The organism is Ethanoligenens harbinense YUAN-3 (assembly GCF_000178115.2).
GTDB lineage: Bacteria > Bacillota > Clostridia > Oscillospirales > Ethanoligenentaceae > Ethanoligenens > Ethanoligenens harbinense.
The window spans coordinates 1,553,270-1,574,650 of record NC_014828.1 but is presented as its reverse complement, the minus strand read 5'-3'; the positions used below and the strand labels follow the sequence as shown (position 1 = coordinate 1,574,650).

The window sequence follows — 21,381 nt, the reverse complement described above, 5'->3', positions numbered from 1 at the left end:
TTGGGGGCGCTGCGCATCGTGTCCCGCCTGGGCCAAAAACAGGAATGGTATGCCGCGCATATGGCCGTTTTCGGCATTGGAAAACCCACGGGTGAGGTTCGGTATATTGCCGCCGCCTTTCCGCACGGTTGCGCCAAAACGACGCGAATCAAAGTTTGGAAAAAGCGTCGGGGTATATCATCACCCATAAGGCAGTACAACGGTGATGATGAAGAAATACCGATCATATACAGGTGCAGTGGCAAGATCGCACCGAACCTTTTGGAGCGGGGCTTTTTCTGCGCCTGTGCCAAACCAGAAATGGGTATCGCATCAAGACAAACCGGAAGGGCTTGCCACCTGCTCTGCACAGGCAACAAGCCCTTCCGGTCACTGAATTGAAATATCGTCCAACTTTTGGAAGCCAATTCCAACATCCGAGGAGATTTCTTGGATTTTCATCTATTTCGCTTTCAAAGAACAGTTTGTTGGGAAAAAATGATGGAATATCAGATGCGTTTGCTATCGTCCCGCAGGCATTTCTGAAAGAATGTATCATCTATGATATAACTGTCGTCACAGCTTTTGCGGAGTTTGGAGATGTTCTGGCCCTTGACGCCGGCGATCACAGTCGTTTTGCCGATCATGTTTAGGATATCCAGCACCGTCACATAATCGCTGTCTCCACTCAGAATGAGCGCTGTATCGTATGCGTTCATGAAGCCTTTAGTCAGAACATGCACGGCGATGTTGATATCTGTACCTTTTTCTTCTTTGTAATATGAGCGGGGATCGTTCGCATCCATGGGGATGGATTCATCAATCTGGCGCGCTACATACGACCCTTCAATCACGGTAAAATAATGCTGGTTTTTCATGCCGTTGATCCAGTTGCTGTAATGCTGCCAGCGGGGAAGATTCATCAGGAACTCATCGGGCTTGGGGACAAACAGAAATGTCTTGACAAGATGGTTTTCTCCCGGAAGCAGTTTGGTCAGTTCAACAGGGATGGCGTTGTAATCCAGGCGGGGGGCTTGGGAGCCGTTATCGCGGTAGTAATTTAACAGGGCGATCTCGAAGTTCAACTGGTCGATGAAGACCATTACACGTTGCATAAAAATACTCCTCTAAGTCTAAAAGACCCGTCAGCTAAAAAGCTAATCAGGTCTTTCCGGCAGATCTGTACAGTCCGGGCCACTAAGGCCACGAACCATTCTCACACTCATTATTATACGCTGTGAACAGCAAAAATCAAGGGAAAATGTAAAATCCAACGGGATTCTTTTACATAAATAAGGAATTTGTGTGAACAAAAGGGGGTGTATACAGGGAAATGCTTTTACCCTGCCGGATGGATTCTATGCACAGGCTATGCGCTGCTCTTCCCAATGCCCTTGTGGGGTGGTTGACTTTTTTGATTTACCATGATAAACTAATACTGTAATAAAAATATCCGATACGGCCGAAACCTCTGTTGCGATAGCCGCAACCATGCTATAATAGACAAGATATATCTGTTTTATGCAATGTAGCCGCCGTACGGCGGCAGGCCGTGGAAATCTGGAGGATACGGGGAATGGCAAAATACAGAAACGTGACGCCGGACGGCGGGTGCGACCTGCTGTTTAAAGAATGCGAAGTGCGCCGTGCAGTGGAAACCAAACTGGTGAACCTGTTCAAAAGCTATGGGTTCAGCGAAGTGGTCACGCCGTCGATGGAGTTTTATGATGTTTTTCGCGACTCCACCATGGACGATGAGACCATGTATAAACTGATTGATGCGCGCGGTCGTATTTTAGCGCTTCGACCGGATAATACCACCCCCATTGCGCGGGTCGTTTCCACCAAACTGAAAGGGTTTGCACCGCCGCTTCGTCTGTTTTATAACCAGAATGTGTTCCGTATCAACCCGTCCATGTCCGGCCGACGGGACGAAATCGCCCAGTGCGGTGTGGAACTCATCGGCATAGGCGGCGAGCGTGCGGATATCGAGGCGATTTCCCTGGCCATCGCCGCGCTGCGCAGTGTAACACCGGATTTCCGTCTGGAGATCGGGCATGTCGGCTTTTTCAAGGCGTTGATCGACGATTTGCCGGTGGAACTGGAAATAAAAGAGCGCATCCGCAGTTTTATTGATTCAAAAAGTTATGCGTCCATTGGCGCGTTGCTTGCCCCCTATGGCCATGAAAACGCGGCCTGCCGCGCCCTTGCGGAATTACCCCATCTTTTTGGCGGCGACGAAGTACTCAAACGCGCATTGGAGATCGCGCCGAACGAACAGGCCGCCGGTATCATCCGGTATCTTCAGTCTGTTTATGAAACACTTTGCGAAATGGGTTGGAAAGAACATATCATGATCGACCTCGGTCTGGTGCAGAGTATTGATTATTATACCGGCGTGGTATTTAAAGGATATATGCACGGACCGGGCGAGCCTGTGCTGCTCGGCGGGCGGTACGACGAGCTGTATGGAAAATTCGGCCTGCCCATGCCGGCCACAGGTTTCGCGCTGAATGTGGATGCCGTTGCCCGCGAGGGACTGGATGAGAACAAATCCGACCGGGCGGACGTGCTGGTTTTTTATGAAAAGGGATATGTTAAGGCGGCGTTTGCCCATGCGGACGATCTGATCGCGTCTGGCCTGACCTGCGAACGCAGTGTGTTTGAGGCACTGGAGGACGCGGTCGATTACGCCCGCAAAAAGGGAATTCGCCGCATTGACGTAGTGGCGAAAACTGTGACGACCCGGATACTGGAGGCGGAAAAATGAAACCGATTCGCATTGCATTAACCAAAGGGCGCCTGGAACGGGACACCGTCGGGCTGTTCCAGAAGATCGGTTACGACTGCACCCCACTGCTCGAAAAGGGCCGGAAACTGATTCTTGCCATCCCGGATGGAAATATGGAGATCGTGCTGGCAAAAGCGGCGGATGTTATTACGTATGTGGAGCACGGCGTGTGCGATGTGGGGATCGTAGGCAAAGACACCATTTTGGAAAACGGGCACAGCTTTTATGAAGTGCTTGATCTTGGTTTCGGGCGCTGCAAGTTTGCCGTGGCGGGGCCGAAGGGCAAGCCGTTTTACACCGGCTATCGCCAGAAGCGCATCGCCACCAAATATCCGAAGATCGCACGCGGCTTTTTTGAAGGCAAGGGCATGGATGTGGAGATCATCAAGATCGAGGGTTCGGTCGAACTTGCGCCGCTGCTCGGCCTTTCCGACGCCATTGTGGATATCGTGGAAACCGGCGCCACCCTGCGCGAGAACGGGCTGGAAATGATCGAGGATATCTGCCCGGTTTCCGCCCGGATGATCGTGAACATCCCCAGCATGAAGCTGAAAAAAGAACAGATCGAAACCCTGACCCATAAAATCGAAACTGTGAAAGGAGCGGAGTGAATTGAAGATTCTGACTGCCGACGGCACAAGCGAACTGGAGTTGCTGGAGACCATGCACAACCGCAGCACGGAGATCGACCGGCAGGTAAGCGAGACCGTGAGCGGCATCCTTGCGGATGTGTGTACGCGCGGCGATGACGCGGTACGCGATTATACCGAGAAGTTCGACGGCAAGCGGCCGGGGGCGCTGGAGCTGTCTCCGGACGCGCTGGAGAATGCCTACGCTCAGGTGCCCGCACGGTTCATCGAATCGCTCACCCGGGCTGCCGAAAACATCCGTGCATTTCATGAGCGGCAGAAGCGCGAGGGCTTCATCACGACCCAGCCCAACGGCGTCGTAATGGGGCAGCGTGTGCGTGGGCTGGCGCGTGTGGGCCTATATGTGCCCGGTGGCAAGGCGGCATATCCGTCGTCGGTGCTGATGAACGCTATCCCCGCCAAAGTGGCCGGGGTGGGTGAACTGGTGATGGTGGCTCCTCCCGGAAAAGAAGGAACCGTCAATCCGTACATCCTTGCGGCGGCAAAGGTCGCAGGCGTGGATCGGGTGTTCGCCATCGGCGGCGCGCAGGCGGTTGCGGCATTGGCGTACGGTACCGCATCTGTCCCGAAAGTGGACAAGATCGTCGGGCCGGGCAACATTTATGTTGCGACAGCTAAGCGGTTGGTGTTCGGCGCGGTCGATATCGACATGATCGCGGGACCCAGCGAGATTCTGGTGGTGGCCGACGAAACGGCCGACCCCGCCTATCTGGCCGCCGACCTGATGTCGCAGGCGGAGCACGACCCGTTGGCCTCGGCGGTACTGCTCACCGTTTCCAGAAAGCTGGCAGAACAAACACTGGCAGAGATCGACCGGCAGAAAGCTGCGCTTTCCCGCCGCGAGATCATCGAACAGTCGCTGCGCGATTTCGGTGCCATCATCGTCTGTAAGAACTTGGCGGACTGTCTGTGCCTGGCCAACCGCATCGCACCGGAGCATCTGGAACTGATGGTGAACCAGCCGATGCACTGGCTGGGCATGGTGGAAAACGCCGGTTCGGTTTTTTTGGGCCAATATTCGCCCGAACCGCTGGGGGACTATTACGCCGGGCCTAACCATGTGTTGCCCACCAGCGGCACCGCACGGTTTTTCTCCCCGCTGTCGGTTGACACGTTCGTGAAAAAGTCCAGTTTCATTTATTACTCCCGCGAAGCACTGGACAAGGGCAAAGACGATATCGTCACGCTTGCGGAAGCGGAGGGGCTGACCGCGCACGCCAACTCCATCAAGGTGAGGTTCGGCCAATGAACTTTGTGAGCGAAAAGCTGGCGTGCCTGCGGCCATATGACCCCGGTACTTCCGCGGACGGCATCCATCTGGACGCGAACGAGAGCTTTGTGCCTCTGCCGGACAGCCTGCGTGAGGTGATCGGCCGGCGCGTGTCCGCGCTGGCATTCAACCGCTATCCTGACCCGCTTGGCGCGGCCGTCAGCGAGGCTTTCGGCGCGTATTACGGCGTGGATGCGCGTTTTGTCACGCCGGGAAACGGTTCGGATGAGCTGATTACGCTGCTGTTCAACGTGCTGCTGGAAAAGGGTGATCGTGCACTGCTTGTCACGCCGGATTTTTCGATGTATCCGCATTATGGCGCGCTGGCGGAGATCGAGCCGGTCTTTTTGCAGAAAGATCACGCGCTGCGGTTTGACGCGGATGAACTGATCGCGCTGGCGCGTGCGGAACAGGTGCGCATGGTCCTTTTTTCCAACCCCTGCAACCCGACATCACAGGGCATTCCCGCCGCCGATGTGCTGAAGATCGTTGATTCGTTGAACTGCCTGGTGGTGGTGGACGAAGCCTATATGGATTTTTGGGATGAGTCCATTATACGCGAAGCGCCAATGCGGGAAAACTGCATTGTGCTGAAAACCCTTTCCAAAATCGGGCTGGCGGGTATCCGGCTGGGGTTTGCAGTGGCAAACGACCGTTTGAGCGCCTATCTGCGCGCGGCAAAATCCCCGTATAATGTCAATGCGCTCACGCAGATCGCGGGGGAAGCGGTGCTGGCGGAAAAAAGCACCCTGCAAAGCGCCGTCGCCCAAATATGCGCTTCGCGGGACGCGCTGTATACCGCTTTGCTGTCGTTTGCGCAGAACGGTTTACATGTTTTCTCCGCGCGGGCCAATTTTGTTACACTCCGTACGCCGGACGCTCCCGCTCTGCATCAGGCACTGCAATCGCGCGGGGTTTCGGTGCGGTGTGTCGGCGGCGAGCTGTTGCGTATCACCGCGGGCGCGCCGGAAGAAAATCAACTGTTTATCCAGGCATTCGCTGCCTGTGTGAAAGAGGGGGCACTTGCATGCGGATAGGAAAAAGTACCCGTCAGACAAAGGAAACCAAGATCGAGCTTTCTCTGAATCTCGATGGGAACGCACACAACGATATCCGGACGGGCATCGGCTTTTTCGATCATATGCTCAACAGCTTTGCCACACATGCGGGCTTTGACTTGCAGGTGCATGTGCAGGGCGATCTGGATGTGGACGGGCATCACACCGTTGAGGATACCGGTATCGTGTTGGGGGATACCTTTGCAAAAGCCATTGGCACCAAAGAGGGCATTGCACGGTATGGCAGTTTTTATGTACCGATGGATGAAGCGTTGGCTTTTTGCGTGCTGGATATCAGCGGTCGGCCTTTTCTGGTGTTCGACGCGCCGCTGCAGGCCGGGCAGATCGGCGCATACGACGCCTGCCTGACCGAGGAATTCATGCGGGCGTTCGCGTTCCACGCGGGCATCACGCTGCACCTGCGTATTCTTTACGGGAAAAACACCCACCATATGACGGAAGGGCTGTTCAAAGCGCTGGGCCATGCTTTGCGGCTGGCCTGCGAGGAAACGGGCAAAGGCGTGCTTTCCACCAAAGGGAGCCTGTGACTCCCGCATATAGACACAAAAAGACTGTGCCGGCGTGAAACGGCTGAATGGAGCTTTGATACATGATTGCGGTGATTGACTACAATGTCGGCAACCTGTTTAGCGTCAAAAATGCGCTGGATTTTATCGGCGAAGAATCCGAAATCACGTCGGATGCCGCCGTGATGGAAAAGGCGGACGCACTGATTCTTCCCGGCGTGGGTGCTTTTCCGGATGCCATGCGGGAACTGGAGAAAACGGGATTGGTGGGGACAATCCGGGCACAGGCGCAGAAAAAGCCGCTGCTTGGCATCTGCCTGGGTATGCAGATCCTGTTTGAAACCGGCTTCGAATTCGAGGAATGCAAAGGGCTGGGCCTGATTGAGGGCGAAGTGGATAAAATCCCGGCCGGAGACCTGAAGATCCCGCATATGGGATGGAACAGCTTGCGGTTTCTGAACCCGTGCCCGCTGCTGGACGGTGTGGAAGACGGCAGTTTTGTGTATTTCGTGCACTCCTATATGGCGTTTACAGACGACAAGTACATTGCCGCCTATGCCGAATATGGCGCCAAAATCCCGGCCGTGGTGGCAAACGGAAGTGTCTACGGCATGCAGTTCCATCCAGAAAAAAGCGGCGAAGTCGGGCTGACGATTCTGCGCAATTTTGGGAGGCTGTCCAAATGATTCTGTTTCCTGCCATCGACATCAGAAACGGCACCTGCGTGCGCCTGCGCAAGGGGGATTTCGGAACGGCGGAAAAAGTGGCGGAGAGTCCTTTTGAAACCGCGGCACGTTTTCGCGCGGCGGGCGCCCGGTATATGCATATGGTCGATCTGGACGGTGCCAAGACCGGAGAGCGCCCCAACCGCGATCTCATTTTGCAGACCATGCACAAAAGCGGGTTGAAGACAGAACTGGGCGGCGGCATTCGGGACATGGCCTGTGTGGAGGATTATCTTGAGCACGGCATCGACCGGGTCATCCTCGGATCGGCGGCGCTCAAAGACCCCGCATTTGTAAAAGAAGCGGTGCGGGTCTATGATGACCACATCGCCGTGGGTATCGATGCAAAGAATGGTCTGGTGGCTACACAGGGCTGGCTGGAAACGTCGGATGTTTCCTACCTGACTTTTGCAAAAGCGATGGAAGATATCGGTGTAAAGTATATTATCTTTACAGATATAGACTGCGACGGGATGCTGGGTGGCCCGAATTTAGAGCAACTGGCAGACCTGCAAAAAGCTGTTTCCTGCCGCATCACGGCCAGCGGGGGCATCCGGGATATCACACATATCCAAAAGCTGAAAGAAATGGGGCTGTTTGGCGCCATCTGCGGCAAATCGATTTACAGCGGGACGCTGGATCTTGCACAGGCTGTTGAACTGGGAGGTGTTCAGGATGCTGGCTAAACGAATCATCCCATGTCTGGACGTGGATGGCGGCCGGGTGGTCAAGGGCATCAATTTCGTGGATATTCAGGACGTGGGCGATCCGGTGGAGTGCGCCGCACTCTACGACAAACAGGGCGCGGACGAAATTGTTTTTCTGGATATCACCGCCACGAGCGACGGGCGCGAAACGATGGCCGATGTGGTGCGCCGTACCGCGCGGAAGATGTTTGTGCCGTTGACGGTGGGAGGCGGCATCCGCACGCTGGATGATTTCAAGGAGATACTGCGCGCGGGGGCTGACAAAGTCTCCGTCAATTCCGCCGCCGTGCGGGACAAGGAGATCATCGCGCGGGCCGCAGATCGTTTCGGCAACCAGTGTGTCGTGGTGGCTATCGACGCGCGACGTAGGGAAGACGGCGGATTTGAGGTCGTCATCAACGGCGGGCGGGTCGCAACCGGGCTTGACGCGGTGGAATGGGCCGCTGAAGTCGAGCGCCTGGGCTGCGGAGAAATCCTGCTCACTTCCATGGACACTGACGGCACCAAAAACGGCTTCGACCTGGAGCTGACCGAAGCCGTTTGCCAAAAGGTCAACATTCCGGTCATCGCGTCCGGCGGCTGCGGCAAACTGGAACATTTTTCGGAAGTGTTTGAAAAAACCGGAGCGGACGCGGCGCTTGCGGCTTCCCTGTTCCATTACCGGGAACTGACGATTGGGGAAGTCAAAGCACATCTGAGGGAGCACCGCATTCCAGTGCGTCTGTGAGCGCATACCTTGAAAGGAAACGATCCAATGGATATTCAGAAGTTTTTTCAGAAGAACCCGCTGATCCCGGCTATTGTACAGGAGGCATCGACCGGTGAGGTGCTGATGATGGCCTATATGAGCGCCGAATCGCTGCAAAAAACGTTGGAAACCGGCTATACTTGGTTTTACAGCCGTTCGCGGCAAAAGCTGTGGCATAAAGGGGAAACTTCCGGTCATGTACAGCGCGTACTGTCTATCACCGGAGACTGTGACGACGACACGCTTCTCGTGCGCGTGGAGCAAACCGGTCCGGCCTGCCACACCGGCAGCAAAACCTGTTTCTTCAATGAGATTTGGAGGGAAAAGGCATGAATGATACCATTCAGAACCTGTATGATGTGATCGAAAGCCGCAAAGGCCAACATGTAGAGAATTCCTATACATGCTACCTGTTTGAAAAAGGCCTGGACAAGATTCTGAAAAAGGTGGGAGAAGAAGCCTCCGAGGTTATTATCGCGGCCAAAAATGGGCAAAACGAGGAAACCGTGGGGGAAATCAGCGATCTGATCTATCATCTGCTGGTGTTGATGGCGGAACAGGGCATTCAGCCTGCCGATCTGCAAAAAGTGCTGGATGCACGCGCGGAAAAGACCGGCAATCTCAAGCAGTTCCATCAGGTGGATCACAATTCCTGACGGCCGGTTTGGCGGAAATACAGCATAGAATGCACCTGCAAAAAAGCGGAGGATCGTTATGATCCTCCGCTTTTTTGCAGACAGCGCGCTCAGGTTTCGGTCAAGCTGGCGTAAATTTTGTCCAGATTATCTTTTATGCGTGTCAGATAGTCTTTGTTATCCTCCGCACTTTCTATGGTATAGATTGTTTCCACTTTTGCGCCTGCTTCCTTGGCCAGTGTCTGAGAAACGGCCGGGCTGACCATTTCTTCGGAGAAAACCGTTTTGATCTGCTTTGTGCGGCAGAAATTGACCAATTCGGCCAATTTGGCGGCACTGGGCTCGCCGCTGGCAAACACATCTTCCACGCTGTTCTGTTCCAGCCCGAAATCGCGGCAGAGATAGGCGAACGCCGCGTGACCCGTCACAAAATCCTTGCGGGGTGCAGATTGGAACTTGGCCGCGTAGGTGTCATAGAGCTGCTGAAGCTTCGTCTGAAATGCCGCGGAGTTGGCCGTATAATATGCTGTGTTTTTGGGATCGGCCTTAATAAGCCCGTGCTCGATATTGGAAATCTCTGTCTGCGCGCATTTCAGGCTCATCCATGCATGCGGGTCATACTGCCCGTTTTCTCCGGTTTCTCCGCTTTTGATGGGTGTTACGCCAGAAGCCGCTTCCACAACGACCAGGGACTTGTTTCCGGCGGACTGCACGGCTTTTTCCGCCCAGTTCTCCATATCCAGCCCGTTATACACAAAAACTTTTGCCGCGCTCAATGTCGCCAGGTCTTTTACTTTCGGCTCAAAATCGTGAGGCTCCGTGCCGTTGGGAATGATGGTGGAAATGGAAACTTTGTCTTTCCCGACTGCATGGACAAATTCCGCCATGGCATTGAATGTGACGGAAACCGGCAGTTTCCCGTCAGCCGAACCGGTTGCCTGTTTCGTTCCGCTGCATGATGATAAAAGTGCAACGGCAAAAGCGGAAGCGACAATGCGCCAAATACGTTTTTTCAACATGGATCTCCCCTAAATTGTTGCAAAATAAATGCGAATAGAATGCATTTGCATATATAGTATAGCCCTCTGCATTTTAAAAATCAAGCGCCGTTTTGGCGGGATATACCGCTATTTTATAAAACTTCGCCGTAAGAATTGACCTTTCTTTGTAATGCCTGTATACTGAAATTAAAATATTTACCAATTTGCTTCCTTCCATATGCGGACTGTCATAGGCCTGCGGAGGATACGGACAACAGGTGTTTCATGGAATGGATTATCACGGCGGGAGCCACTTCGGAAAATATCGATACGGTGCGGTCCATCACCAACCACGCGACCGGGGCGCTTGGGTGCAGGGTGGCGGAGCATCTGGCAAAGCAGGGCGGTGATAAGGTTTCGAAAATTTACTACGTCTGTGAAACATCCGCCCAAAAGCCGGAACTGCCTTGCGTGGAGGTTCGACTGGTGCACGGTGCGGAGGAGACTGCGGACACTCTGCGGCAACTGTTGACATCCAGACCCATTGCGGGAGTCGTCCATTCGATGGCCGTCAGCGACTACACGTTTTCCGCAGCGGCGGACATAGAGAAGCTGGCAACTGTACTGGAAACTCATTTGCGGAACGGTTCGCTGCCAACCGGCCGGAAACTGCGCGCGTTGCTGTGCGAAAGTCTTATCGGGCCATCCTGTCTGTCCGGTGGTGGAAAGCTTTCATCCGATGTGGAACATATGGTGCTGTTGTTGCGCAAAACGCCCAAAATCATTGGGATGATCAAAAAGACCGCGCCGACGACACGACTGGTCGGGTTTAAATTGCTGGACGGTGTTGCGTACGAACAATTGATCGATACGGCCTATACACTGCTTTTGAAAAACAGATGTGATTTTGTCTTGGCGAATGATCTGCAGAGTATCCGTGCGGGCTGCCATACGGGTTATCTGGTGGGGCCCGGCCGTACCGTTGCCCGGGCGGATGGTAAAACGGCCATTGCATCTCTGATAGCCGACCGGTTGCTGTCCTTTTTTTGAAAAGAAGGAGAAAATCCCATATGAAAACAATTTTGCTTGGAATTACCGGAAGTATCGCCGCCTATAAAGCCGCAGAAATCGCCAATCGGCTTACCAAAGACGGATATGCGGTCGAAACGATCATGACAAAAGGCGGATGCGCATTTATCACACCGCTCACTCTGCAATCTTTGACCAAAAACCGCGTTTATACAGATGTATTTGAAGAAAAATATCCGCACGAGATCCAGCATATTTCTCTGGCACAGAAGACCAATCTGGTGCTGGTTGCGCCCGCTTCGGCCGACATCATCGGCAAGGCTGCCGGCGGCATTGCCGATGATATGCTTTCCACTGTGCTGTGCGCCGTCAGCGGTGTGCCGGTCTTTTTTGCCCCGGCCATGAATACGAAAATGTATGAGAACCCGATCGTGCAGAAAAACATTCAGAGACTGCGCCGCGTGGGTTATCAGATCATCGAGCCGAAAGAATCGCGCCTGGCCTGTGGGGACACCGGGAAAGGCGCGATGGCCGATGTGGACGAGATTGTGCAAGTTGTTGAAAACGTATTACAAACAGAATCCTGACGTACATAAGGTCTCATAAGGAGGATCTGCATGAAAAGAAGAAACGCAAATCCGTTCCGGCGCGTGGTGTGTGCTGTGACGATTCTCTGTGCCTTTACTGTTACATATGCCGTATGTGCGGCGGAACCTCCGACGTCCTGTTCCACCACATCTGCAGTGACGAGCACGTCGGGCGCATCGTCTGTCGGTTCAACCGGGAGCACCGCGTCCGGCAGCGTATCATCCTCCATTTCGTCGTCCGGCGTATCAGCGACGGCGAGCAGTCCATCTCTGCATCAGGACACAGCAGTCGGTACGATCCCGCGCCTTACCATTGATACGCCCACCCCTGATTCGGCAAATACCGCCGGCGGCAAACTGCAGATAAGCGGGTGGGCACTTGGGAGCGGGGGGGTCAGCAAAGTGACCGTCTCGATTGATGGAACCGTTGCCGCCGACAATATCCCCGTAGACGGCGCGCGTCCCGATGTGAACAACGCGTTTCCCGGATATACGGATGGTGCGACGTCGGGCTATGCTACGGCGGTGGACATTTCAGGTCTGTCGTTTGGTGAGCATAAACTGACCGTCAGCGCCACGCTGAACAGCGGTAGTGCAGGCGCACAGAGTACGGTGACGTTTGTCAAACAATCCCCGCTCCTTACGCTGGATTGGCCGGTCAGCGGCACAAACCTGCAGACCGGCAGTGTGCAGGTGAGCGGTTGGGCGTTGACCTATGCGGGTCAGCCCAATGTGGACATCTATCTTGATAACAATCACGTAGCAACCGTAACGGCGAACGGTTCGCGGCCAGACGTCGGCAATGCGTATCCCGGATATCCTTCGGCATCGGCGTCTGGATTCGGCTATACGTTGAATATCGCTGCGGCTGGTTCTCATACGGTTGCCGTGCGGATCACCTCGGATGGGCAGACAGAGACCCGCTCCGCCACCATCAATGTTTCCGCAAGGCCATCTTTGATGACGATTGACGCGCCCGGAGCCAATGCGTGTGTGAACAGCAGTCAGATGCAGGTGAGCGGTTGGACACTGGGGGACGGCGGCGTCCAATCGGTGACCATTTCCGTCGATGGCGCCGTCGTGCAGACCAATATCCCGGTGAACGGCGCGCGTCCCGATGTGAACAACGCGTTTCCCGGATATACGGGCGGCGCGGCGTCGGGTTATGCCGCAGCGGTGGATATTTCCGGTCTTTCGTTTGGCTCGCATAAGCTGACCGTCAGCGCCACGCTGAACAACGGCAGTGCGGGCGCACAGAGCACGGTGACGTTTGTCAAACAATCTCCGCTCCTTACGCTGGATTGGCCGGCCAGCGGCGCAAGCATGCAGACGGGCAGCGTGCAGGTGAGCGGTTGGGCACTGACCTATACGGGTCAGCCTACGGTGAGTATTTACTTGGATAACAAGAAAGTGGGAAGCGTAACGGCGAACAGACCGCGTGCGGATGTAGGGAATGCGTTTCCCAGTTATCCTTCGGCATCGGCATCGGGGTTCGATTATACGTTGGACATCACTTCGGCGGGTTCCCATACGGTTTCCGTGCAGGTCACCTCGGATGGACAGACGGAGACTCGCTCCGCAACCGTCAATGTTTCCGCGAAGCCGTCTTTGGTGACGATTGACGCGCCCGGAGCCAATGCATGCGCGAACAGTAGTCAGATGCAGGTAAGCGGCTGGGCGCTGGGGGACGGAGGCGTCCAATCGGTAACTTTTTCCATCGATGGCGCCGTCGTGCAGACTAATATCCCGGTGAACGGCGCGCGTCCCGATGTGAACAACGCGTTTCCCGGATATACGGGTGGCGCGACGTCGGGCTATGCCGCAGCGGTGGACATTTCCAGCCTGTCGTTCGGTGAACATAAGCTAACCGTCAGCACCACGCTGAACAACGGTAGTGCAGGCGCACAGAGCACGGTGACGTTTATTAAACCGTCGCCCTACCTTACGCTGGATGCGCCTGCGAACGGTGCAAACCTGACAAGTAATACGGTGCAGGTAAGCGGCTGGGCACTTTCTTATGCAGGACAGCCTAATGTAGACATCTATCTGGACGGCAATAAAATGGCAACCGTGACGGCAAACAACCCGCGTGCCGACGTTGGCAATGTTTTTCCGACTTACACCTATGCGGCCTATTCCGGTTTTTCCTACGTGCTGCAGAACGTAGCCGGCGGCACCCATCAGGTGAAAGTCCAGTTCACCTCGGACAATGGGACTACCATGAGTGTTTCTGTTACGGTTACCGTTCCAGGTCTTGTTACGGTGGTCGAAAAACCGTTTGATACCACGCTGAATCTGCTTGCCGGTTATAACGGCGTGACACCTTCCTCAATCGATCCGAACCTGCTGTTTGCTGATGCTGTGAGCAAATACGAGTTTATGTCGCTGTATGGAATGCAGGGCGTGACGGCTGACGATATCAATGAAATGTTGACCAACTGCGGCGTGCTGACGGGGCAGGGGCAGGCGGTTGTGGATGCGGCGGCGCGCTACAACATCAACCCGGTCTATCTGGCCGCACACATGCGTGTGGAAACCGGAAACGGGACATCCACGCTGGCAAAGGGCGTGCAGGTCACGGCTGGAACCTATACGGATTCTTACGGTAGAACCGTAACCGTGGCGGCAAGCGGCACCTATTACAATTTGTTGGGTATTCATGCGGATGACGCCAGCCCGGTGACCGATGGTTCGGAGTATGCGGCCAGCCAGAATTGGAACACGGTGGCGGCGGCCATTGCGGGCGGTGCACAGTGGATTTCCCGAAACTATATCAACAATTCACAGCTGAACACAGTCTCTTTCAGTGGATATTATGACCAGCCCACCTTATATGAGATGAAATGGGACCCCGAAGGGACTGCCCTGCACAATGCGCGCGGATCGAGCGAATATGCCACAGACGAAGACTGGGCGTTCAGCATCGCCAAAATCATGGCACAGTATTCCGATATTTTTACCGACAAGAACGTTACATTCTATCTGCCGCAGTTCAACAGCTGAGCGGCAGGCTTCATGCGGCAAGGCCGCCCGGAACATCCGGGCGGCCTTGCCGCGTTTGGGGGCGGAGGTCAGATTCTGTCCGCCGGTGCAAAACGGGAATCCAGCAGGTGCAGGCGCTCCAGAATACGCACGATCACATGCCCTTTGGGCAGCAGCAGAATATCTTCCCGTTCCAGTGTGTGGTTCAGGAACAGGACCAGCAGGTAATTGACCAGTGCGATCAGGATGCTGAACGCGGCGGATTTGAACAGACCCAGTGGGGACAGGGTCAAGCGGAATGCGGCAAATCCCGTCACGCCCATGACGGCTGCCGGTGTTAATGCTTTGCTGAACAGATGACGGACTTTCAGGCGAATGTTTTTGCATCTGCCGATGGCGGCCATATTGAGGATGGAAGCCACCGTGAAGCAGGTAAACAACCCGACCGGCGCGCCAAAGATGCCGATGGATTTCTGGCCGATCAGCACCCAGTTGCACAGCAGGCAGATGATCCCGCCCACGATGGAAGAACCGGTGGGGGCAAACAGTTTATCGACCGCCTGCAGAATGGCAGAGGTCAGCATAAACATTGTGATGGGGACAGCCGTGGGTGCCAGAATCGTCAAGATCATGGCCGCCACCCGTGCCGCCTGCGGCTGGCGGAAAAAGAGCAGCATGACGATGGGATAAGACAGGGACAGGAACAGTGCGGCGGAAGCCATGCCCACGATGACGGTGATGCGCAAGGACGCGGAGGCCGTGCGGTTGACGCGCGCGAAATTCCGGCACGCGTGTGCATAAGAGAGGACAGGGAAGACACTCACGATCAACGCCGAGGCGATGGTAATGGGCAGGGAAAAGACCGTAAACGCCATATTATATGTACCATACAGCGTGTTGGCCTGCTGTTCGCTGTATCCGATGGATTCCAGACGCCGCATGACCACCACATTGTCCAGCGCGTTAATGGCGCTGATGATGATCGTACCGATTCCGATGGGAACGGATGTGGCAAACATCGTTCCGATGATATTCGCCACAGATAGGGACGGCTGTGTTCGCCGTTTTGGTCTGTGTGTGCGCTGTCGCATTTTGCGGCAATGGATCATGGCGAGAGAAAAGGTGGAAACAAATTCGCCTGCGGTGATGCCCAGAATCGCGCCCGCAGCTACCACCTGCGGGTCGTATCCGGCCGCGTTTAGATACCAGGACAGGGAAAGCCCCACCACCAGCCGGCAGACCGCTTCGGTGATCTGCGAGATTGTGGTGGGGATCATATCGTTGATGCCCTGATAATAGCCGCGATAGGCCGACATCAGCGATACAAACAAAATAGCGGGGGAAAGAGTGAGGATGGCCAGATAGGCGCGGTTGTTGCCGATCCATCCGGAATACATCTCCGCGCCGAAAAACATCAGAGCGGTGAAAATCAGCCCGATGACCAAAAAGCAGGCGCGGGACACACGGAAGATTTTTAGGGCATCCTCGTCGTTGCCGTGCGCGCAGCTTGCCGACACCATTTTGGAAACGGCAAGCGGAAAACCTGCGGTGGAAAGCACCAAAAAAATGTCGTATACGATAAAAGAGGCGTTGTATAACCCCATGCCGTCTGCACCGATGATATTGGCCAGCGGCAGCTTGAACAGCGCTCCTATGATTTTGACGACCAGGTTGCCGGCAATCAGCACCAACGTGCCTTTTACAATGCTGTTGCTTTTTTCTTTTGCCACGCTGCCGCCTCCCCGCAAAAAAGCCCGTATCCATATATGCGTATTCGAACATTTCCCAGGAAATTACAAATCGTGCGGTCGCGTGGAGAAAAGGCATCGTGGGAAGGGCGCAAAAAGCCCGCCGGCCAATAGAACCGGCGGGCAGGAAATTGATAAAAGGATGTAGCTTGTGTCAAATGGTTTTGGTAACCTGCGGCTTGGCGGCGAACAGCTTTTCCAACCGTTCGCGTACATCTGGATATTCCGTCTGCGGGATCAAGATGGAAATATCCACTTCCGATGTGGTAATCATGCGGATATCCGTCCCGATTTCGGCGAGTGCGTCGAACACATGGGCGGCCACGCCGGGCTTGGTGCGCATGACTTCGCCGCTGAAAGAAATCTTGCAGTTGCCGGAATGGATATCCGTTTTGATTTGAGGCGTTTCCCGGCGCAGCAGTGCGCAGACTTCCAGAATCTCACCGATCTGCTCATCAGAAACCGTGAACGACAGGCTGGTGATGCTGCCGACCGGCGTGGTCTGGGAGATCATGTCCACATTGACACCTTTTTTGGCGATTTCCAAGAACACATGGGAAATGAAACGGATATCGGCCGGGGAACTGCGTAACGTGACCAGTGCGACATCTTCTGTAACAGTGATTGTTGTGATATCTTCCATTCCTGTTCAGCCTCCAATCGCGGATACCAGATGGCTCATATCGTACAATCCCGGATTTTGCAGGGTGAGGAACAAGGCGGCGTTGATGGCACCTGTGGCAAAAATGCGTTTGGACGACGCGGAGTGGCGGATGGTGATGACTTCGTCGGTGCCGGCAAACAGCACCTCATGCTCGCCCACGATCGTGCCACCGCGCACGGAGTGGATGCCGATCTCGTTTTTCTCGCGTTTCTGGCGGCGGGAATGCCGATCGTAGACATATTGAGGCGTCTTCGGCAGTACGGATGAGATCCCGTCTGCAAGCATGAGGGCTGTTCCACTCGGTGCATCGATTTTCTGATTGTGGTGCATCTCCACGATTTCGATATCAAATGAATCGGAAAGTACGGCTGCTGCTTTTTTACACAGGTCCAGAATCAGATTGACACCCAGCGACATATTGGCTGAGAAAAAGACCGGCACGGTTTGGGCAAGCTGCTGCAGTTGCTCCCGCTGCTCGGCGGAAAGACCGGTGGTCGCCACCACGACCGGCAGGCGTCTTGCGGCTGCAAACTCCAGCACTTTGGGAAAATAGGCCGGGTGGGAGAAATCGATGATTGCGTCGGCTTCTCCGTCAAACGATTCCGGCTCGGCGTAAACCGGGTAGGACTCGTTCCGGTCTGCGTTGATGTCAAAACCGGCCACGATCGTACAGTCCTCGCGTTCCGCCGCAGCCTGCGAAACCACGCGCCCCATTTTTCCGTTGCAACCACTCAGTATGATGCGCTTCATGCTTTTTGTACTCCTGTTTCTTTTGTATCTGTGCAGGCGTTCTGATTCCGGACCGTCATGTCAGGAGAAAACTTTTTGTAAGAGGTGGTGCTTTTCCAGTTCCGCCTTCAAGATGGATTCTTCCTGTTCGGAAAGGTCGGTCAGCGGCAGGCGGCAGGGCCCCATGTCAAATCCCATGAGATTCAGCGCTGCCTTGACCGGGATGGGATTGACCGTGATAAACAACGCGTCGATGAGCGAAATCAGCTCCAACTGGAGACGGCGGGAACCCTCGACATCTCCTGCAAAATACCGCGCGCAGATGTCGTGCGCTTTCTGCGGCATGACGTTGGAAAGCACCGAGATTACGCCTTTTGCACCCAGGGAGAGCAAGGGGACGATCTGGTCGTCGTTCCCGGAATAGATAGCCAAATCGTCCCCGCAGAGCGCGGCCGTGCGGGCCACCGAAGTGATATCACCATTCGCCTCTTTCGTGGCGACGATGTTCGGATGCTTGGAAAGTGTCAGATACGTTTCCGGTTTGATGTTCACACCGGTACGGCTGGGCACATTATACAGAATGATCGGCAGATCGACCCGGTCGGCGATGTAGGTGAAATGTGCCACAAGACCTGCCTGCGAGGTCTTATTGTAATACGGTGTCACGCAGAGCAACGCGTCCACGCCCGCTTTCTGTGCTTCCAAAGATAATTTGACTGCGTAAGCCGTGTCGTTGCTGCCGGTGCCCGCAATCACGGGTACGCGCCCGGCCGTTTTTTGCACGGCATAACGGATGGCTTCAATATGTTCTTCATGTGTAAGGGTGGACGATTCCCCGGTCGTTGCACAGATGACGATGGCATCCGTGCCACCCTGAATCTGAAAATCAATGAAGCGGCCCAGCTTATCCAGATCAACGGTGCCGTCGGCATGCATGGGGGTGACGATTGCGACAGCGGCACCGGTAAAAATCGTATTCTTCAAGAGTATCCCTCCGGTCAATCCAGATATCCTTCGGCGCAAAGCAGTTCGGCCATCAGAATGCCGCCGCCCGCCGCGCCGCGGATGGTGTTGTGAGAAAGACAGACAAATTTGATATCATACTGGCTGTCCGGGCGCAGGCGACCGATGGACACGGCCATTCCGTTTTCGATCTCGCGGTCCAGCCTTGTCTGCGGGCGGTCGTTTTCGGTGAAATAATGCAGGAATTGTTTCGGTGCGCTCGGCAACTGCAATTCCTGTGCTCTGCCCTTGAAATCCTTCCAGATTTGCAGGATCTGCTTAAGCTCGGGTTTTTGTGCAAAACTGGCGAACACGGCGGCCATATGCCCGTCGGATACCGGCACGCGCAGGCACTGTGTGGTGATGGACGGACCATCACTTTCCGGTACGATCGCGCCATTTTGCAGTTTGCCCCAGATCTTCAGCGGTTCCTGTTCCGATTTTTCTTCTTCGCCGCCGATGTAGGGCACCACATTGTCCAAAATCTCCGGCCAGCTCTCGAATGTCTTGCCCGCGCCCGAAATGGCCTGATAGGTGCAGGCAAGCACACGGGTCATGCCAAATGCACGCAGCGGATGCAGCGCGGGAACATAGCTTTGCAGCGAGCAGTTGGATTTAACGGCGATGAAGCCGCGTTTTGTACCCAACCGTTTGCGCTGAAACGGGATGACGGCGGCATGATCGGCGTTGATTTCCGGTACGATCATGGGAATGTCCGGTGTGAACCGGTTGGCGCTGTTGTTGGAGATGACCGGGCACTCGACTTTGGCGTATTTTTCTTCCAGTGCGCGAATTTCCTCTTTTTTCATATTAACGGCGCAAAAAACAAAATCCACCTGCGAAACGATGGTGTCCAGATCCGCTTCCGCGTCGTAGAGCGTTTTGGCTTTCAGTGTTTCGGGGATCGGCTTCTTCATGAACCAGCGCCCCGCCACCGCCTCCTCGTATGCTTTGCCTTTGGATCTGGCGCTTGCGGCCAGCACCTCTACCGTAAACCACGGATGGCCCTCCAGCAGCGTGATGAAACGCTGCCCCACCATGCCCGTGGCGCCGATGATCCCGACTTTGTACTGTTTCATTGTGCACCTCCCGCGTTTTTGCCGCACAGACGTCGGCGTGCTGCGTAGCAGACTGCCTGCATTCAAAATCCGCGCAAGAAAAAAACCGGTTGAAAACCGGCTGTCCATGCAATATAATAGAAGCACTGACGCTTTGCGGACGGGCTCTGTGCCCGAAACAAAGTGGATAGCTCTCCATCAATCGCATGATGACAGTCGCTGCGCTGTTTGCAAAGCAACCAGGCGAGCAGCCGCCCGGCGCTGCTCCCTTCGGCGTTTTTGCCTTTTGCCGGCCATCTTCGGTTCCGAACAACCTCCGGCGGGCTACTCATCAAAAACGCGCCTCTATCACAGTATATTCAATTAACGCTATCTTACCATTTTCCATATCGGATGTCAATCGCTTTGCCGGACAAACCAGACATCGTTTTTATGGAAAAAATCAAATGGAAATCGGGTATGACCTTATCGTATGAAAAAATCGGATTTTTACTATGATCTTCCCCCGGAACGGATTGCACAAGAACCGCTGGCGCAGCGGGATCAGTCGCGCCTGATGACGCTCGACCGCGCCACCGGCGCGGTGGGACACCGACATTTTTATGATTTGCCTGACTTGCTGCTGCCGGGCGACTGCCTGATTCTGAACAACTCCCGCGTGCTGCCCGCCAGGCTGTACGGCAACCGCGAAAAAACAGGCGGCCGGGTGGAATTTGTGCTTCTCAATGAAAAGAAACGCGATGAATGGGAAGTGATCCTCCGTCCGGGACGCACCGCCCGCGTGGGTGCACGGTATGTGTTCGGCGGCGGGCTGCTCAAGGCGGAAGTGCTGGAGATCATTGAAGACGGCAATCGCATCGTACGCTTTGAGCACGAGGGGGATTTCTATCGGCTGATCGAGCAAATCGGAGAGATGCCGCTTCCGCATTATATCACGCACAGATTGAAAGACAAGGAACGTTACCAGACCGTTTATGCCAAAGAGTCCGGTTCGGCGGCGGCACCTACGGCGGGGCTGCATTTTACGCCGGAGCTGCTGGAGCACCTGCGGCAGAAAGGTGTGCGCATCGGCTATGTCACGCTGCATGTGGGGCTTGGTACGTTCCGTCCGGTGAAGGCAGACACCATTGAGAAACATGTGATGCACAGCGAGCATTACGAACTGCCGGAGGAAACGGCCGCCCTTATCCGGGAAACCAAAGCGTCCGGTGGGCGCGTGGTGGGCGTGGGCACTACCAGTTGCCGTACACTGGAAAGCGTGGCGCAGCGGTACGGAGAAATCCGTGCGGCGGAAGGATGGACGGATATTTTCATTTATCCGGGTTTCCAGTTTCAAGTGCTGGATGCGCTCATCACCAATTTCCATCTGCCGGAATCGACGCTCATCATGCTGGTATCGGCATTTGCGGGCAGGGAGCATGTGCTGCACGCATATCAGGAAGCCATTGCCGAACAATACCGCTTTTACAGCTTCGGGGACGCGATGCTTCTGTATTAAGCCGCGTTTCATTA

At 54.9% G+C, this 21,381-nt stretch carries 22 protein-coding genes and 1 riboswitch; of the genes, 15 read left to right on the top strand and 7 right to left on the bottom strand.

Annotated features, from left to right (window positions below; translation table 11 throughout):
• Window positions 1–18: 18 nt before the first annotated feature.
• Window positions 19–381, top strand: coding sequence for a phosphoenolpyruvate carboxykinase domain-containing protein (locus ETHHA_RS16220; protein ID WP_278244168.1), 363 nt, complete (start codon window positions 19–21; stop codon window positions 379–381).
• Between the two features lie 107 nt (window positions 382–488).
• On the opposite strand, the gene ETHHA_RS07280 is transcribed toward ETHHA_RS16220, so the two are convergent.
• Window positions 489–1,094, bottom strand: a complete 606-nt coding sequence (locus ETHHA_RS07280) for an NYN domain-containing protein (RefSeq protein ID WP_013485335.1) — start codon at window positions 1,092–1,094, stop codon at window positions 489–491.
• Between the two features lie 461 nt (window positions 1,095–1,555).
• On the opposite strand from ETHHA_RS07280, the gene hisZ reads away from it, so the two are divergent.
• The 10 genes from hisZ (at window position 1,556) to hisE (ending at window position 9,111) form a co-directional block, all read left to right on the top strand.
• Entirely contained in the window at window positions 1,556–2,749 is a 1,194-nt protein-coding gene (gene hisZ, locus ETHHA_RS07275; RefSeq protein ID WP_013485334.1) for an ATP phosphoribosyltransferase regulatory subunit, read from the top strand.
• The gene (gene hisG, locus ETHHA_RS07270; protein WP_013485333.1) at window positions 2,746–3,381 is read left to right on the top strand and encodes an ATP phosphoribosyltransferase; all 636 of its coding nucleotides are present in this window, start codon (window positions 2,746–2,748) and stop codon (window positions 3,379–3,381) included. The genes hisZ and hisG overlap by 4 nt, the downstream gene beginning before the upstream one ends.
• A 1-nt stretch (window position 3,382) precedes the next feature.
• Window positions 3,383–4,669, top strand: a complete 1,287-nt coding sequence (gene hisD, locus ETHHA_RS07265; RefSeq protein ID WP_013485332.1) for a histidinol dehydrogenase — start codon at window positions 3,383–3,385, stop codon at window positions 4,667–4,669.
• Window positions 4,666–5,727, top strand: a complete 1,062-nt coding sequence (locus ETHHA_RS07260; RefSeq protein WP_013485331.1) for a pyridoxal phosphate-dependent aminotransferase — start codon at window positions 4,666–4,668, stop codon at window positions 5,725–5,727. The genes hisD and ETHHA_RS07260 overlap by 4 nt, the downstream gene beginning before the upstream one ends.
• On the top strand, window positions 5,718–6,296 hold the full coding sequence (hisB, locus tag ETHHA_RS07255; RefSeq protein ID WP_013485330.1) for an imidazoleglycerol-phosphate dehydratase HisB: 579 nt from the start codon (window positions 5,718–5,720) through the stop codon (window positions 6,294–6,296). The genes ETHHA_RS07260 and hisB overlap by 10 nt, the downstream gene beginning before the upstream one ends.
• Window positions 6,297–6,358: 62 nt before the next feature.
• Window positions 6,359–6,961, top strand: coding sequence for an imidazole glycerol phosphate synthase subunit HisH (gene hisH / locus ETHHA_RS07250; RefSeq protein WP_013485329.1), 603 nt, complete (start codon window positions 6,359–6,361; stop codon window positions 6,959–6,961).
• A complete protein-coding gene (gene hisA, locus ETHHA_RS07245; protein WP_013485328.1) occupies window positions 6,958–7,686 on the top strand; it encodes a 1-(5-phosphoribosyl)-5-[(5-phosphoribosylamino)methylideneamino]imidazole-4-carboxamide isomerase in 729 nt (242 codons plus the stop codon). Before hisH ends, hisA begins: the two co-directional genes overlap by 4 nt.
• Window positions 7,676–8,434 (top strand): imidazole glycerol phosphate synthase subunit HisF, encoded by a 759-nt coding sequence (hisF, locus tag ETHHA_RS07240; protein ID WP_013485327.1) that lies wholly within the window; start codon window positions 7,676–7,678, stop codon window positions 8,432–8,434. The genes hisA and hisF overlap by 11 nt, the downstream gene beginning before the upstream one ends.
• Window positions 8,435–8,461: 27 nt before the next feature.
• A complete protein-coding gene (gene hisI / locus ETHHA_RS07235) occupies window positions 8,462–8,788 on the top strand; it encodes a phosphoribosyl-AMP cyclohydrolase (protein ID WP_013485326.1) in 327 nt (108 codons plus the stop codon).
• The gene (hisE, locus tag ETHHA_RS07230) at window positions 8,785–9,111 is read left to right on the top strand and encodes a phosphoribosyl-ATP diphosphatase (RefSeq protein ID WP_013485325.1); all 327 of its coding nucleotides are present in this window, start codon (window positions 8,785–8,787) and stop codon (window positions 9,109–9,111) included. Before hisI ends, hisE begins: the two co-directional genes overlap by 4 nt.
• Window positions 9,112–9,200: 89 nt before the next feature.
• Here hisE and ETHHA_RS07225 read toward each other — a convergent pair whose 3' ends face one another.
• Window positions 9,201–10,109, bottom strand: a complete 909-nt coding sequence (locus ETHHA_RS07225) for a metal ABC transporter substrate-binding protein (protein WP_013485324.1) — start codon at window positions 10,107–10,109, stop codon at window positions 9,201–9,203.
• 246 nt (window positions 10,110–10,355) lie between these two features.
• Here ETHHA_RS07225 and ETHHA_RS07220 point away from each other — a divergent pair, with 246 nt between their 5' ends.
• Genes ETHHA_RS07220 through ETHHA_RS07210 form a run of 3 tightly spaced genes read left to right on the top strand, consistent with a single transcriptional unit; the run spans window position 10,356 to window position 14,689 of the window.
• Window positions 10,356–11,120 carry a phosphopantothenoylcysteine decarboxylase domain-containing protein gene (locus ETHHA_RS07220; RefSeq protein WP_013485323.1) on the top strand — a complete coding sequence of 255 codons (765 nt, stop codon included), beginning with the start codon at window positions 10,356–10,358 and terminating at the stop codon, window positions 11,118–11,120.
• 20 nt (window positions 11,121–11,140) lie between these two features.
• Entirely contained in the window at window positions 11,141–11,686 is a 546-nt protein-coding gene (locus ETHHA_RS07215; RefSeq protein WP_013485322.1) for a flavoprotein, read from the top strand.
• A 30-nt stretch (window positions 11,687–11,716) separates the two neighbouring features.
• Window positions 11,717–14,689, top strand: a complete 2,973-nt coding sequence (locus ETHHA_RS07210) for an Ig-like domain-containing protein (RefSeq protein ID WP_013485321.1) — start codon at window positions 11,717–11,719, stop codon at window positions 14,687–14,689.
• A gap of 68 nt (window positions 14,690–14,757) precedes the next feature.
• Here the strand turns inward: ETHHA_RS07210 and ETHHA_RS07205 are convergent, their stop codons facing one another.
• From ETHHA_RS07205 to asd, 5 genes are all read right to left on the bottom strand, one after another.
• Window positions 14,758–16,398, bottom strand: a complete 1,641-nt coding sequence (locus ETHHA_RS07205) for a putative polysaccharide biosynthesis protein (protein WP_013485320.1) — start codon at window positions 16,396–16,398, stop codon at window positions 14,758–14,760.
• A 172-nt stretch (window positions 16,399–16,570) separates the two neighbouring features.
• The gene (locus ETHHA_RS07200; protein WP_013485319.1) at window positions 16,571–17,059 is read right to left on the bottom strand and encodes an ACT domain-containing protein; all 489 of its coding nucleotides are present in this window, start codon (window positions 17,057–17,059) and stop codon (window positions 16,571–16,573) included.
• A gap of 6 nt (window positions 17,060–17,065) precedes the next feature.
• Window positions 17,066–17,830 (bottom strand): 4-hydroxy-tetrahydrodipicolinate reductase, encoded by a 765-nt coding sequence (gene dapB, locus ETHHA_RS07195; RefSeq protein WP_013485318.1) that lies wholly within the window; start codon window positions 17,828–17,830, stop codon window positions 17,066–17,068.
• 60 nt (window positions 17,831–17,890) lie between these two features.
• Window positions 17,891–18,793: a 4-hydroxy-tetrahydrodipicolinate synthase gene (gene dapA / locus ETHHA_RS07190; protein WP_013485317.1), complete on the bottom strand. Its 903-nt coding sequence runs from the start codon at window positions 18,791–18,793 to the stop codon at window positions 17,891–17,893.
• A gap of 14 nt (window positions 18,794–18,807) precedes the next feature.
• Window positions 18,808–19,890: an aspartate-semialdehyde dehydrogenase gene (gene asd, locus ETHHA_RS07185; RefSeq protein ID WP_013485316.1), complete on the bottom strand. Its 1,083-nt coding sequence runs from the start codon at window positions 19,888–19,890 to the stop codon at window positions 18,808–18,810.
• A gap of 159 nt (window positions 19,891–20,049) precedes the next feature.
• Window positions 20,050–20,225: riboswitch (Lysine riboswitch) on the bottom strand.
• A gap of 116 nt (window positions 20,226–20,341) precedes the next feature.
• On the opposite strand from asd, the gene queA reads away from it, so the two are divergent.
• Complete coding sequence (queA, locus tag ETHHA_RS07180; RefSeq protein WP_013485315.1) at window positions 20,342–21,367, top strand: tRNA preQ1(34) S-adenosylmethionine ribosyltransferase-isomerase QueA; 1,026 nt, start codon at window positions 20,342–20,344, stop codon at window positions 21,365–21,367.
• The last annotated feature ends 14 nt before the right edge of the window (window positions 21,368–21,381 follow it).